The sequence below is a fragment of the Thermopolyspora sp. NPDC052614 genome, from assembly GCF_040678635.1.
Taxonomy (GTDB): Bacteria; Actinomycetota; Actinomycetes; order Streptosporangiales; family Streptosporangiaceae; genus Thermopolyspora.
Window position 1 is genome coordinate 314,349 of record NZ_JBFATZ010000009.1, and the last position, 13,530, is coordinate 327,878.

A 13,530-nucleotide genomic window follows, 5' to 3' on the forward strand; every position below is an offset into this window, starting at 1 on the left:
GGACGTCCGTTACCGTGATATTCGTCACACTCCGGCCGCCGGTCGCCGCTCCAGGCCGACGTCCGACGCCGCGGAGATCGTCCATCCGCGTCCGCCGAGTAGGGCGCCGAGAGCGACGCCCCGTGATCGTGACCGTGTCCATCCTGGCGGATCGGACGTAAACCCGAGGTAAGCGATCAGCGGAGTGCGCACGACCTCCGGCCGATGCGCACGCCGCGTCGGGGCCGCTCATCCCGCTCAGATGCGCGCCTGCCCGGTCCCGGCGACGATCTCGCCGAGCACCCAGGCGGGCACGCCCCGCTCCCCGAGTACGGCGAGCGCCCGGTCGGCCGCGTCACCGGCGACGATCGCGCACATCCCCACGCCCAGGTTGAAGGTCCGGTCGAGCTCGGCCTGCGGCACCCTGCCGTGCCCGGCCAGCACCTGAAACACCGGCGGCGGCGTCCACGAGCCCCGGTCCAGCACCGCGTCCACCGTGGGCGGCAGCGACCGGGCCAGGTTGGCGGCGAGCCCGCCCCCGGTGATGTGGGCGAACGCGTGCACGTCGGCGGCATCGATCAGCGCCAGGCAGTCCAGGGCGTACACGCGGGTGGGTTCGAGCAGCTCCTCGCCGAGCGGGCGGCCCAGTTCGGGGAGCTCGTCCTCCAGCGACAGCCCGGCGGCCTTCACGATGTGCCGCACCAGCGAGTAGCCGTTGGAGTGCAGCCCCGAGGAGGCCAGGCCCAGCACCACGTCGCCGGGCCGTACGCGGTGCGGCCCGAGCAGCTTCGCCGCCTCGACGACGCCGGTGCCCGCCCCGGCCAGGTCGTACTCGTCCGGGCCCATCGCCCCCGGATGCTCGGCGGTCTCCCCGCCGACCAGGGCGCACCCGGCCAGTCGGCAGCCCTCGGCCACCCCGCCCACGATGTCGGCCACGCGCTCGGGCACGACCTTGCCGCAGGCGATGTAGTCGGTCATGAACAGCGGCTCGGCGCCGCAGACCACCAGGTCGTCGACGACCATGGCGACCAGATCGATGCCGATCGTGTCGTGCTTCCCCATCGCCTGAGCGATCATGACCTTGGTGCCGACGCCGTCGGTCGAGGTGGCGAGCAGCGGCCGCTCGTACCCGCGCAGCGCCGAGACGTCGAACAGCCCGGCGAAGCCGCTTGCGTCATCGACCACCTCGGGCCGCCGGGACCGGGCCACCTTCGCCTTCATCAGCTCGACGGCGCGCTCGCCGGCCTCGATGTCCACCCCGGCGGCGGCGTACGAGACGCCGCTTACGTGATCATTCATGAATCGCTCATAGGTCGCATAGGTCGGGCCCTCTCGGGCGGTCACGGCCCGGTGGCCTCGAGGACGTACTTGCCCACGCTGCCCTCGTCCACCGGGATCGGATAGGAGCCGTCGAAACAGGCCATGCACAGCCGCTCGCGTGGGATCGTGGTGGCCTTGGTCAGCCCGTCCAGGGAGATGTACCCGAGCGTGTCCGCGCCGAGCGACTGCCGGATCTCCTCGACGCTCAGATTCCCGGCGATCAGCTCGGCCCGGGTGGCGAAGTCGATGCCGTAGAAGCACGGCCAGGCCACCGGCGGGGAGGAGATGCGCACGTGCACCTCGGTCGCCCCGGCCTCGCGCAGCATGCGTACGATCGCCCGCTGCGTGTTGCCGCGGACGATGGAGTCGTCCACGACGATCAGGCGCTTGCCCGCCACGATCTCCTTGAGCGGGTTGAGCTTGAGCCGGATGCCGAGCTGGCGGATCGTCTGCGACGGCTGGATGAACGTGCGGCCCACGTAGGAGTTCTTCACCAGACCCTGGCCGTACGGGATCCCGCTCTCGGCGGCGTACCCGATCGCGGCCGGAGTGCCCGACTCGGGCGTGGGGATCACCAGGTCGGCCTCGACCGGGTGCTCGCGGGCGAGGGTACGGCCCACCTCCACGCGGGTGACCTGCACGCCGCGCCCCGCGATCGTGGTGTCCGGGCGGGCGAGGTAGACGTACTCGAACAGGCAGCCCTTGGGCTCGGCGAGGGCGAACCGGCGCGACCGCACGCCCCGCTCGTCGATGGTGATCAGCTCGCCGGGCTCGATCTCGCGGACGAACGTCGCGCCGACGATGTCGAGCGCGGCGGTCTCGGAGGCGACCACCCAGCCGCGGTCGAGACGGCCGAGCACCAGCGGGCGGATGCCCTGCGGGTCACGGGCCGCGTAAATCGCCTTCTCGTCCATGAAGACGAGGCAGTACGCGCCCTTGACCTGCGGCAGCAGCTCGGCCGCCGCCTCCTCGACGCTGGTGCTGCCGTCCTGGGCGAGCAGGGCGGTGAGCACCTCGGTGTCGGTGGTCGCCCGGGTGGCCCCGGCGGGCAGCCGGGCCGCCAGCTCCGGGGTATTGATCAGGTTGCCGTTGTGCGCCAGCGCCAGGCCGCCGACCTCGGTCGAGCTCAGCGTGGGCTGGGCGTTCTCCCAGACGCTGGATCCGGTGGTGGAGTAGCGGCAGTGGCCGATCGCCAGGTGGCCGCGCAGGGTGCCGAGCACCGACTCGTCGAACACCTGCGGGACCAGGCCCATGTCCTTGTAGACGAGGATCCTGCTGCCTTCGCTGACCGCGATGCCCGCGGACTCCTGGCCGCGGTGCTGCAACGCGTACAGACCGTAGTAGGTGAGTTTGGAGACGTCTTCCCCTGGAGCCCAGACGCCGAAAACGCCGCATGCGTCTTGCGGAGCGCGGTCGAGGGGGTCAAGGTCATGGCCGAGCCGGCCGTCGCCCTTAAGCACGTGCTTGAGTCTAATTTGGGCTTCTGGCTGCTCCAAACCCACCCTGGCCGACTCGGCCCCCGCGCCCGAGCCTTCCGCCCCCGCCACAGGCCGGTTCGAAACCCCCCTTTGGCCATCCTTGGCACAAGAATCGCGCCTGCTTGACCATGTCGCGCCGCCGCCGCGCCGGGCGCCGGTGGAGGCTGAGGTCGTCCATTTCACGTCGGCCATTCAGGTCGGGGAGAGTAACCGTGACGACACCTGGCGATCCGCACCGGCCCCGGCGGTGGGAGGGCGGCGAGGACCGCCCGCGCGGCCCGGGCGAGCGCCTGCCCGCCGCCTCTCCGGACGACCCGACGACCGTCATGCCCCAGATCACCCGAGACCCGGAGAACCCCGGCGTCTGGGTGGCCGGATCCACCGGATCCGGGTCCATCGGATCGGGGTCCATCGGATCCACCGGCCCCATCGGGCCTGCGGGCGCGACGGCCTACTCCGTCGACTCACCCGAGCTCTTCCCGCCGCTGCCGGAGCCCGAGCCTCCGGCGCGGCAGGAGGCGGCCCCGGGTACGCAGATGAGTGCACGGGAGCCGGGCGGTCGATGGGGGGATGTCCACCCCGGCGCGACGCCGGGACCTCGGCCTTCGACAGGGCCCCGGCGAATGGCGGGGACGTGGCGGGGCGGAGGCCCGCCCCCGTTCGCCTGGCCCGACGACACGCCCGGCTCCACGGGAGACATGCACGCCTCCGACGGTCCCGGCGACCGGCACCCGCCTCCCGGCGATCGGGAGCCGCAGTGGCACGAGGGGTACGGCCCGGCCGGGCCCACCGGCTTCCCTTCAGGCGGCTACCGGCCGGGCGTCGAAGGCCCGCACAAAGGCGCGTGGCCGCCGCGGCGCAGGAAAGGCGCCGCCGCCGCGACCGCCGCCCTCGTCCTCGGCATCGCCGGCCTGCTGCTGCTGTTCGTCTGCGGGATCGGCGTCGTCGTCGCGATCGCCGGCGTGGTGGTCGCCATCGTCGCCCTGGTCAGGGGCGGCGCGGCGCGCGGCAGAGCCGTGGTCGGCCTCATCCTGAGCGCCCTCACCCTGGTCATCGCCGCCGCCTTCGTCGCCTGGCTCGCGTCCACGGGCGTGACCCGCTGTCTCGACGAGGCCCTCTACCCCACCCAGCGCGACGTCGAGGTCTGCCTGGAGGAGCGTCTCGGCGTCCAGATCACCGTCAACTGAGCGCACCTCCCACGGCGGTGACCGGAAGGTAGGGGGAGAGGTCGGCGCGGGTTCCGCTGGCGCTGATGCGCCCGGAGGCCGTCGCGTCGGCCCAGGACAGGCGTCCGGTGGCGAGTTCCAGCCAGGTGCGGGGGTCGAGCTCCACCACGTTGGGCGGGGTGCCCCGGGTGTGGCGCGGGCCGGGAACGCATTGCACGGCGGCGTAGGGCGGCACCCGGACCTCCACCGTACGGCCCGGCGCCGCCGCCGCGAGACCGTCGAGAAGATGCCGTACGGCCGCGCGCGCCGCCTGCCGCTCGGGCCGCAGGCCGCGCTCATAAGCACGCAGGACCGCGCTCACACATGCGGCGAGCAGGGCGTCGCCCGGCCCTTCGTAGGCCGGTTCGCCCAGTTCCAGCAACTGGGCGTCGAGCGCTTCACGCACCTTCTCGGGGTCGAGTCTGCGAGGTGGCACGCCGTACATTCTGGCCCGTCCGTGCCCGACCCCGTGCGGCCCGGATGCCGGAGGACGACTCTGAACGCGTTGGTCCCCGATCCGTTTTCCGAGGTGAAGCCGGGTCCGCCCGCCGGGAACGGCGACGGTTCATCGGATGGGCAGATGTCGTTCATGTGTGGTTCGGCCGGCACCCGTAGCGTCCCGCCGGGACAACCGCGCCAACGCTTGGAGGAACCCGTGGCGACTCCCTCGCCTCGCCGATCACTGCCGTTGCTGTCCGTGCCGCGCACGGGCGGACGTGACCCGATGACGTGCCGGTTCCGTTGCGGGAACAATTGTGATCATGAAATCGCCAACACCAGTGACAACGAATACTTCGGTGACATCCTGACGGCCGCTGTCTCGCGCCGTGGCGCCCTCCGCGCGGGGGCCCTGGGCACGCTCGTGGCCTCGGTCGGAGCGACGGCCCTGGCGACCCCCGCCGCGGCGGAGGCCACCCTGGACCCGGGCGCCGACGCCGCGCGGGCAGGCGGCCGGTGGCACGGCCACAAGGGCCTGAACTTCACCCCGGTGTCCCCCAACCGGGAGGACGCGCTCGTCGTCGCCGACGGCTACGAGTCGGCCGTGGTGGTGCGCTGGGGCGACCCGGTGCTGCCCGACGCCCCGGAGTTCGACTTCGACAACCAGACGGCCGACGCGCAGAGCAAGCAGTTCGGCTACAACTGCGACTTCGTCACCTTCTTCCCGATGGGCCGCGAGCGCGGGCTGCTGTGGGTCAACCACGAGTACACCGACGAGAACCTGATGTTCCGCGGCTACACCACCGGCGAGGCCGCCACCGAGGAGCAGATCAAAATCGCCCTCGCCGCCCACGGCGGATCGGTGGTGGAGCTCCGGCGCGTCGGCCGCTCGGGCCGATGGGAGCTGGTCACCCACGGGCACCGCCGCTACAACCGCCGCATCACCGCCCAGACCGAGATGCGCTTCTCCGGCCCCGCCGCCGGAAGCGACCTGCTGAAGACCGCCGCCGACCCCTCGGGCCGCCGCGTGGTCGGCATGCTCAACAACTGCGCCGGCGGCGTCACCCCCTGGGGCACGGTCCTGACCTGCGAGGAGAACTTCAACCAGTACTTCGTCGGCGGCAACGGCGTGCCCGAGGAGGACAAGCCCGCCGTGACCCGGTACGGCGTGAGCACCACCGAGGCGATCCCCGCCGGCAACCGGCGCTTCGACCGCGTCGAGGAGCGCTTCGACCTGGCCAAGCACCCCCACGAGTTCAACCGCTTCGGCTGGGTCGTCGAGATCGACCCGTTCGACCCCGACTCCACCCCGATCAAGCACACCGCGCTCGGCCGGTACGCCCACGAGGGCGCGACCACGACGCTCACCAAGGACGGCCGGGTCGCGGTCTACTCCGGCGACGACGGCCGGTTCGAGTACATCTACAAGTTCGTCTCCAAGAACCGCTTTAAGCGCGGCTTCGACCGTCACAACCGCACCCTGCTCGACGAGGGCACCCTGTACGTCGCGAAGTTCACCGGCGACAGCCCGGCGACGGAGATCGACGGCTCGGGCCGGCTCCCCTCCGACCGCGAGTTCGACGGCCGAGGCGAGTGGATTCCGCTGGTCAGCGGCTCCAAGTCGTTCGTGGACGGCATGTCGGCCGCGGAGGTGCTCGTCTTCACCCGCCTCGCCGCCGACAAGGTCGGCGCGACCAAGATGGACCGCCCCGAGGACATCGAGCGCAACCCGGTCAACGGCGCGATCTACGCCGCCCTCACCAACAACAGCAACCGTACGGCGGCGCAGGCCGACGAGGCCAACCCGCGCGCGAACAACCGCCACGGCCACATCCTGGAGATCGTCGAGCGCCACGACGACGCCGGCGCGACCCGGTTCACCTGGTCGGTGCCGCTGGTCTGCGGTGACCCGGCCGACGCCTCGACCTACTACGGCGGCTACGACAAGACCAAGGTGTCGCCGATCTCGTGCCCGGACAACGTCACCTTCGACGGCCAGGGCAACCTGTGGATCTCCACCGACGGCAACGCCCTCGGCTCCAACGACGGCCTGTTCGCCATGCCCGTCAGCGGCCCCGAGCGCGGCCGGGTGCGGCAGTTCCTCACCGTGCCGCTCGGCGCGGAGACCTGCGGCCCGCTGATCACGGAGGACCAGCTCAGCGTGTTCGTCGCCGTCCAGCACCCGGGCGAGCTCAGCGGCGCCACGCCCGACAAGCCGGCCAGCCACTGGCCCGACGGCGATCAGCCCCGCCCGTCGGTCGCGGTCGCCTGGCACCGCCGGGGCCAGAAGATCGGCTCCTGACCCGCCTGCACACCTAAGTACGGCCCGGCGCCATCGTGGGCGCCGGGCCGTACCAATGCGCCGACATTCGCAGGCGCGACCGCCGTCACTTCCGCGGCGGTCGCCCCGTCGAGCGCGGCCGATGAGCCAAAGCGATATCTCAGGACTTCCGCCGCACCGAAAAGCAGTATTCCGGGCATGGCATCACGCATCGCGATGGTTCCCCGGGCTCGCGGATCGTGCGGATCCCTGCTTTCTTCCGCCCCCTTATGCTCCAATGTGCTCGTTATTGAGCGGTTGGCTCTATGATCTTCTCGCCGGCGTCGTCTCACGCGGACGCCGGAATCACGTCGCCTCGTAGGGGGGTGTCGCCAATGCGAATGTGTCATTACCGTACGTAATCGACCGCGTGCGGCAATGCTGAAGCGGAGTCGATCATTCGATCATGGCCACCCCGGCGAGGGTACGGCCGCACGACGGGCTCCGCCGCGGAAGGAACGTTGACCCCCCGGAGACACACAGATGGCCGATGCCGGCGAAAGGCAGTATCTGGAGCTTCCCGTCCACCCCAGCGCCGCCTCGCGAGCGCGCCGGCACGTCCGCGCGATGCTGCGGCGGTGGCGGCTGGACGGGCTCGCCGAGACGGCCGAGCTCGTGGTCAGCGAGCTGGTGACCAACGCGGTGAAGGCCGGCCGGGGCATCGTGGCCGAGGCCGTGGGAGACGTGCTCGACGCGTCGGAGGCCGACCTCGCCAGGCACGCGGACGCCCCCGGGCACGTCGTCGGCCTCGACGTGTACCGGTCGGGCGCGCTGGTGGTGGTGGAGGTCTGGGACCCGAGCCGGACGCCGCCCGCGCTGAAGAACGCCTCGCTGGACGAGGAGGGCGGTCGCGGGCTCATGCTCGTCGACGTGCTCGCCGAGAAGTGGGGCTACCGGTGGCCGGCGTCGGGCGGCAAGGTGGTCTGGTGCGCGCTCGCGACCGACGTGGGCCCGTCATGGTGCGGCGCGGCGGCGGGCGACGGCGGCGAAGGCGATGCTGAGCAGGGTGACCACGAACAGGAAGGCGTAGGAGCGCTGGAAGCCGGTCATGAGCTGATCGACGGCGACCGGGGAAAGCCGTGACAGCGTGCCCTGGTAGACCTGCCCGCGCAGCTCGGGCGAGACCGGCCCGGTGAGCACGCCGAGCGAGACGCCCACGCTCAGCACGACCCCGACGTTCATGACCATCAGCCGGAAGCCGTTCACCACGCCGCGGGCCTCGGAGGGCAGCAGGTTCATCACGTAGGTGGAGTTGCCGGTGAGAAAGGTCCCGTTTCCGCCCCCGGCCAGCAACAGCCCCGCCGCGATCACCCAGTAGGGCGTGTCCGGCGCGGTCGACATCATCAGCACGAGCAGCCCCGCGCAACTGATCACCGCCCCGGCCACCGAGGTCGCCTGTGGCGAGACGTGCCGTTCCAGGAACCCGGCGACCGGCGAGGCCAGCGCCATGCCGATCGGCGCGGGCAGCACGGCCAGCCCCGCCGCGAGCGTGTCCATCCCCTGCGCCGCCTGGAAGTACAGCGCGGTCAGCAGGATCAGCGCGGCCCGCGCGAGCGCGTTGCAGAACGAGGCGAGGTTCGCCGTCGCGATCACCCGCTCGCCGAACAGCCGCAGGTTCAGCGCCGGGTTGACGGCCCGCCGCTCGACGACGATCAGCATCGGCAGCAGCACTAGGGCGACCGCCAGCCCGGTCGACACCACGGGCTGGGCGAAGCCGCCGGACCCGGCTTCGGAGAAGGCGACGAGCGCCGCCGCGATGATGAGGAAGATCAGCAGGTTCCCGGCCGCGTCGAGCGGCACGCGCGGCCCCCGGGGCGCCCGGCGCAGCGTCATCGTGCCCCAGACGATCGCGACGACCCCGGTCGGCACGTTCACCCAGAAGATCCACTGCCAGCCCGCCACGTCCGCGATCACGCCGCCGACGGTCGGCCCGGCGAGCTGCGCGACCGACAACGTGGCGAGGTAGACGCCCATGCCCCGGCCGAGCCGTCCGGGCGGGAAGGCGTCGGCGATGAGCGCGCTGCCGTTCGCCAGCAGCATGCCCGCGCCGAGCCCCTGCACCGCCCGCATCGCGATCACCAGCCCCACGTGCGGCGCGAACCCGGCGAGCAGCGAGCCGACGGTGAACAGGGAGAACCCCAGCAGGAAGACCTCCCGCCGCCCCAGCACGTCCGCCAGCCGCCCGGCGAAGACCAGCGTCGAGGTGCTGACCAGCAGGTACGACAGCAGCACCCAGGTGGAGGCGAGCGGCCCCGCGTCGAAGTGCCGCACCAGGACCGGCAGCGCGACGTTGAGCGTGCTGACGCTGAGCCCGATCAGGACCAGGCCGAAGCCGGTGACCGAGACCACCCGCCAGGCGTAGCGCATCCGGGCGGCGTACTCCGGCGTTCCGGGCACCTCATGGGGGACGGCGACCACACCTTTTAGTGTGACGTACGCCGTACGCCGCTTTTGTCCGGGTTACCCCTTATGGGGGATAGATGTACTAGCGGGCGCGTTTGCGCAGGCCGTCCATGTCGTGGATGACCACCCGGCGGCGGCCGGTCTCGATCAGCCCCCGGTCGCGCAGCGAGCGCAGCGCCTTGCTCACCGCCTCCCGGGACGCCCCGGTCCAGCCGGCCAGCTCGTCCTGCGAGAGCGGCAGCGCCACGCGCACGCCCGCGGCGGTGCGCTCGCCGTACCGGTCGGCCAGTTCGAGCAGCCGGGTGGCGACGCGGCCGGTGGTGTCGAACGCGCCGTACTCGATGCGCTTGCGATCCGAGTCGCGCAGCCGCCCGATCAGCATCTCCAGCAGCAGCACGGCGATGCGCCCCCGCTTGTGCAGGAACCCGGCGAAGTCGTGAATGACGACGCCCTCCAGCGGCTCCAGCGCGGTGACCGTCGCCGACCGCGGCTCCCCGGAGATCGCCCCCATGTCGCCGATCAGCGCCCCCGGCCCCCGTACGGCGAGCACCACCTCGGTGCCCCCGGCGGTGTGCGAGGACACCTTGGCCCGGCCGGAGGTGATCACGAGCACCCAGTCGGAGGTGTCGCCCTCGGAACAGACGGTGGCTCCGCGCTCCCAGCGCCGGGGCCGCCCGCTCGACTTGACATCCGCCACCTCGTCGGGGGTGAGCAGGGAGAGAAACTCGTCGGGTTCGAAATTTGCGAGCTTCAACATCAAGGCGCTCCTCAAGAAGGGGACGAGTTCCCGCCGCAATTATCCTGGCGCGTTCTCGCCTGCGACAACGCCTTTCTTCGCGGCATCCTCCGGAGAGAGGCGGTTTCCGGAGCCATCCGATGTCCCGTCCGAATTATCCGCTAGAGCGAGGGCTCACTCCTTCGGGCCTCCGTTCGAGAGCCCGTGCAGCACGTAGGCGCGGACCGGCTGCTCCTTGCCCTTGAGGCTGAGATCCCCGAGCGAGGTCACCTCGGCCCCCGGCAGCGCCTCGTACGTCGAGGCGCCGATCACCACCGTGCCGGGCTCGGCGATCGACTCCAGCCGGGCGGCCACGTTCACCGCGTCGCCCATCGCGTTGAAGCCGCGCAGCTCCGGGCTGCCGATGTTGCCGACCAGGGCGAGCCCGGTGTTGATCCCCACCCGGAAGCGCGGCCACTTCACATCCGGCAGCCGGCCCTCGGCCTGCTCCCGCGCGACCTGCTCGGACACCAGCGCCGCCGCCTGCTGCATCTCCAGCGCCGCCCGCGCCGCGGCGAGCTCGTGGTCGTGCTGCCGCGCCGGGGCGTTGAACAGCGCGAGCAGCGCGTCGCCGACGAACTGCACGATCGTGCCGCCGTTGCGCAGGATGCACGGCACTGCGGCGGTGTGGTAGCGGTTCAGCATCTCCACGATGTCGCCGGGCGCGACCCGCTCGGAGAACGTGGTGAACCCCTGCAGGTCGGCGAAGAGCGCGGTCAGCCGGATCAGCGAGCCGCCGAGCGCCGCCTGGTCGGGGTCGGCGAGCAGCGACTGGGCCACGTCCGGGGACATGTACTGGCGGAACAGCTTCTCCAGCTCGTTGTACAGGCGGGCGTTCTCCAGGGCGATGGACAGCTGGCTCGCCAGGGTGGCCGCGAGCGCCTCGTCCTGCTCGGTGGTCCCGATCGGCACCTCGAGCACGCCGGCGAGGTTGCCCTTCACCGTGAGCGGGTGCGCGATCAGCCCGTTCTCGCGCAGCGGCTCGCCGAGCTTGAGCGCCTCCAGCTCGTACGGCCGGCGCAACGTCGGCCGCCCCGAGTGCAGCAGCCCGTTGTGCACGACGCCGACGCGCACGTCCCCGTACGCCTGCCGTACCCGCTCCAGGGCGTCGCCGAGCAGTTCCTCCTCCGGCAGCCCGACACGGGCGCGCGCGCCGATGTCGACCAGCGCGCCGAGCCGCTCGCTCAGCTCGCGCTCGTTGGCGAGCGCGGTCGCGGCGCGGTCCAGCACCTCGACCTGGCCCGCGGTGAGGCGGAACTTGCCCGCCAGCCGGGCCGCGACCGGCACGTCCGACCGGGTGCCCCGGCGCAGGTGGCCGACGACCTCCTCCAGGGCCTGATCGTACTGGGCCTGCAGCCGCCGTACGGTCGCCGACAGGGCGATCGAATCGAACAGCCCGACGGTGGAGCCCTCCCGGCGGAACTGGATGTAGGCGCTGTAGGCGACGAACAGGAAGGCGAGCGTCAGCAGCAGGTGCCACTCCCACCAGGACAGCAGCCACGCGACCTGGTCGGCCCCGGCGTACATCGCCTCGGCGAGCAGCGCGTACGCGGTGATCAGACTGATCAGCATCGGCGACGGCCGCTGCCGGTGGTGGCGGAACAGCAGCGCCGCGGCGCCCACGTACAGCACCAGCCCGAGCAGCGACCACCAGCCGAGGCTGGCGCCGCCGGGCCGCACGGGGTCGCTGAGCATGGTGAGCCCCGGCACCAGCGACGCCAGGCCCCAGATCGTCAGCAGCGTGAACAGCCCGCCGCGCAGCCACCGCTGGTTGCGCAGCACCGCCTGCGCGATCCGATCCGACATCGGCAGCGCCGAGACGAAGGCGAACACGGCCGCGACGGTGAGCCCGATCGGCTGGGCGAGGTCGAACCCGACGGTGCGCACCGGCAGGAAGAACGTGGGCGTGGTCAGGCCGTGCAGCAGGAAGAACCCGGCGCTTGAGATGAACACCAGCGACACCAGCAGCAGGCGCGCGTCGCTGCGCCGCGCCGACGCCTCGCTGATCAGCGCGCCGAGCGCGAAGTTGACGGCCGCCACGCCGACGATCAGGTAGAAGTGGCTGGGGTTGTGGTGCCACTCGATGTTGATGTGCGGGTTGGCGAGCAGCAGCCACAGGCCGAGCAGCGGCGCGATGAGGTGGATCAGCCAGACGACCGCCCGGATCGGCTGGGTGGCCGGCGGCAGGTACGGCTCCGCCGCATCGGCCGTGTCGGTCTCGTCGAGGGCGCCGGTCCCGTCGGGGGTGTCGGTCCCGTCGGGGGCGGCGGCCGCGTGCGCGTCGCCGTTGTGGCCGTTCACGACGCCGGGCGGCGCCGGGGCCTGGGGGACGCCGGTCGCCTGGTCCGGCCCGGCGGGCCCCGCGACGTGCGGAGCCCCGGAATCGTTCGACGGCACCTGTATGCCCCTTCGCGCTCTGTCGTTGCCACGCCGGGTCGGCGCGGCACTTCAGCGATAGTGATTATCTCTTCGGCCGGGTGGCCGTTCTAGGTAATAAGAACCCCTTGACAGGGCACGATGTCGGCGTTGTGACGCAACTGCGATGACGGGGGACCGGCGGGAGCCCCGGGGGCCGGCGTGGCGCAGGGTGCATAAAGGGGCTAAAGCGACGATTGTGATCCAATCGTCGCTTGACATAGATCTTGACAGCTAGATCGTTCCAATAGAGTTCCGCCGCTAGACGCCGGAGCTGTCCGGCTTCTGTTCCGGAGGAATCGCAGTGGCTCTCAAACTTCCCGGCGGGCGCCTGCTCGCCGCCGCGAGCGCCGGTGTGCTGGTTGGCTCCGTGATCGCGGGCGGTTTCGCCTACGCGGCGGGCGAGTCGAGCGCGGCGGCCAAGCCCATTTACGCCTGCGTTGACAAGAGCACCCGGCTGGTGCGCATCGTGAACGTCACCACCAAGTGCAAGACCACCGAGGTGAAGACGTACTGGAACCGCCAGGGTCCCGCCGGCCCGGCAGGGCCTCCCGGCACCACCGGGGCGACCGGCCCGTCCGGTCCGCGCGGCCCGAAGGGCGACACCGGTGCGCAGGGCCCGCAGGGCCAGCGCGGCCTGCGCGGTCCGCAGGGCCCGAAGGGGGAGAAGGGCGACACCGGCCCCCAGGGCCCGAAGGGCGACACCGGCCCCCAGGGTCCCAAGGGGGACAAGGGCGACACCGGTCCGCAGGGCCCCAAGGGGGAGAAAGGCGACACCGGCCCCCAGGGTCCCAAGGGCCAGGACGGCAAGGACGGCACGGACGGCACGGACGGTAAGGACGGGAAGAGCGCCTACGAGATCTGGCGCAGCCAGCCCGGCAACGCCGGGAAGTCCGAGGCCCAGTTCCTGGAGTCCCTGAAGGGCCCGAAGGGCGACCCCGGCTCGGGCGGTGGCAGCCCGCAGGTGACCTACGAGTGGAAGATGTTCAACGGGCCCAAGTCCGGCTTCGTCAACTGCCCGCAGGGCAAGTACGCGACCGGTGGCGGCTTCTCCAAGGCCCCGGGCAAGGTCCTCGCGAGCGCTCCGTCCGGTTCCGGCGGCAAGCCGGAGTCCTGGTACGCGGAGTTCGACACAGCCATGAAGAACACTGTCATCTACGTGCTCTGCATCTGACCGTACGAGAAGGGCCGGCACGC

The 13,530-nt window shown here is 71.6% G+C and carries 9 protein-coding genes and 1 pseudogene; 4 read left to right on the top strand and 6 right to left on the bottom strand.

The window, feature by feature from the left end; all coding sequences use genetic code 11:
* Positions 1-237 precede the first annotated feature (237 nt).
* Complete coding sequence (purM, locus tag AB0K60_RS21490; RefSeq protein WP_364057553.1) at positions 238-1,278, bottom strand: phosphoribosylformylglycinamidine cyclo-ligase; 1,041 nt, start codon at positions 1,276-1,278, stop codon at positions 238-240.
* Between the two features lie 41 nt (positions 1,279-1,319).
* Positions 1,320-2,759, bottom strand: coding sequence for an amidophosphoribosyltransferase (gene purF / locus AB0K60_RS21495; protein ID WP_364057556.1), 1,440 nt, complete (start codon positions 2,757-2,759; stop codon positions 1,320-1,322).
* Positions 2,760-2,989: 230 nt separating this feature from the next.
* On the opposite strand from purF, the gene AB0K60_RS21500 reads away from it, so the two are divergent.
* Complete coding sequence (locus tag AB0K60_RS21500; protein WP_364057559.1) at positions 2,990-3,964, top strand: hypothetical protein; 975 nt, start codon at positions 2,990-2,992, stop codon at positions 3,962-3,964.
* Here AB0K60_RS21500 and AB0K60_RS21505 read toward each other — a convergent pair.
* Positions 3,957-4,418, bottom strand: a complete 462-nt coding sequence (locus tag AB0K60_RS21505) for a sterol carrier family protein (RefSeq protein WP_364057562.1) — start codon at positions 4,416-4,418, stop codon at positions 3,957-3,959. The two genes, AB0K60_RS21500 and AB0K60_RS21505, sit on opposite strands and share 8 nt — an antisense overlap.
* A gap of 219 nt (positions 4,419-4,637) precedes the next feature.
* Here AB0K60_RS21505 and AB0K60_RS21510 point away from each other — a divergent pair, with 219 nt between their 5' ends.
* Positions 4,638-6,722 carry a PhoX family phosphatase gene (locus AB0K60_RS21510; protein ID WP_364057565.1) on the top strand — a complete coding sequence of 695 codons (2,085 nt, stop codon included), beginning with the start codon at positions 4,638-4,640 and terminating at the stop codon, positions 6,720-6,722.
* Between the two features lie 501 nt (positions 6,723-7,223).
* Positions 7,224-7,655: pseudogene (locus AB0K60_RS21515) on the top strand (ATP-binding protein); the annotation flags it as partial.
* Positions 7,656-7,694: 39 nt separating this feature from the next.
* On the opposite strand, the gene AB0K60_RS21520 reads toward AB0K60_RS21515, so the two are convergent.
* From AB0K60_RS21520 to AB0K60_RS21530, 3 genes are all read right to left on the bottom strand, one after another.
* Positions 7,695-9,158 carry an MFS transporter gene (locus AB0K60_RS21520; protein ID WP_364057568.1) on the bottom strand — a complete coding sequence of 488 codons (1,464 nt, stop codon included), beginning with the start codon at positions 9,156-9,158 and terminating at the stop codon, positions 7,695-7,697.
* 67 nt (positions 9,159-9,225) lie between these two features.
* The gene (locus AB0K60_RS21525) at positions 9,226-9,900 is read right to left on the bottom strand and encodes a Crp/Fnr family transcriptional regulator (RefSeq protein WP_364057571.1); all 675 of its coding nucleotides are present in this window, start codon (positions 9,898-9,900) and stop codon (positions 9,226-9,228) included.
* Positions 9,901-10,053: 153 nt separating this feature from the next.
* On the bottom strand, positions 10,054-12,315 hold the full coding sequence (locus AB0K60_RS21530; RefSeq protein WP_364057574.1) for an adenylate/guanylate cyclase domain-containing protein: 2,262 nt from the start codon (positions 12,313-12,315) through the stop codon (positions 10,054-10,056).
* A 322-nt stretch (positions 12,316-12,637) separates the two neighbouring features.
* On the opposite strand from AB0K60_RS21530, the gene AB0K60_RS21535 reads away from it, so the two are divergent.
* Complete coding sequence (locus tag AB0K60_RS21535) at positions 12,638-13,507, top strand: hypothetical protein (RefSeq protein ID WP_364057577.1); 870 nt, start codon at positions 12,638-12,640, stop codon at positions 13,505-13,507.
* Positions 13,508-13,530: the final 23 nt, after the last annotated feature.

Excerpts from the sequence above, each read along its gene's own strand:
- purM (WP_364057553.1), bottom strand. The coding sequence starts at position 1,278 with ATGAATGATCACGTAAGCGGCGTCTCGTACGCCGCCGCCGGGGTGGAC.
- AB0K60_RS21525 (WP_364057571.1), bottom strand. The coding sequence starts at position 9,900 with ATGTTGAAGCTCGCAAATTTCGAACCCGACGAGTTTCTCTCCCTGCTC.